The sequence below is a fragment of the Micromonospora yasonensis genome, from assembly GCF_026013475.1.
Lineage (GTDB): Bacteria > Actinomycetota > Actinomycetes > Mycobacteriales > Micromonosporaceae > Micromonospora > Micromonospora yasonensis.
On sequence record NZ_JAPDPH010000474.1, the window covers coordinates 1 to 610 of the forward strand.

Genomic DNA, 610 nt, shown 5'->3' on the forward strand with positions numbered 1-610 from the left:
CGGCGCCGGTGGTCCAGAGGTCTGCGGTGCCGTTGCTGTCGATGTCGGCGGCGCGCAGGGAGAGGTTCTTGCCGGTGTTCCACGGGCCGAGGTTGTAGGAGGTCTTGGTCAGTTCCCCGGTGCTTTCGTTGAGGGTGAGGTCGGTCCACAGGTGTAGGGCGCCGGTGGTCTTGTTCCACAGGAACATGGCGGTGCCGGCGGCGAGTTGGGCGGTGGTGATGGTCCACTGGTCCCAGTCGTTGCCGCCGGTGGGGGTGGGGGTGCTCAGGATGGTGGGGTTGAAGAAGAGGGCGGGTGTCGCGCCGTTCTGGTAGTAGGTGAGGTGGTAGCCGTTGGTGGCGTCGCCGCTGGTGCCGATGAGGTCCGGGCAGGTGTTGCCGAGGCGGCGGGTGTCGCCGGCGTTGGCCAGTTGCAGGGGTAGGTTGCCGTCGCTGTCGCGGAGCAGGTCGGCCATGAGGTTGAACTGGTTCAATCCGGGTACGGGCTTGATGACGCTGCCGTCGCCGTTGGCGCCCAGGATGCTGCCGCCGCCGGCGTAGGTGCCGGTGGGGTAGTAGACGAGGATGTCCTGTAGGCCGGTGCAGGTGAAGTGGCCGGTGATGGCCTGCGC

1 protein-coding gene is annotated in these 610 nt (G+C 67.5%); it reads right to left on the reverse strand.

Going from position 1 to position 610, the window contains the following annotated elements:
* Nucleotides 1–610: hypothetical protein (locus ONA70_RS36415; protein ID WP_265011012.1), on the reverse strand; the 610-nt coding region annotated here is incomplete at both ends.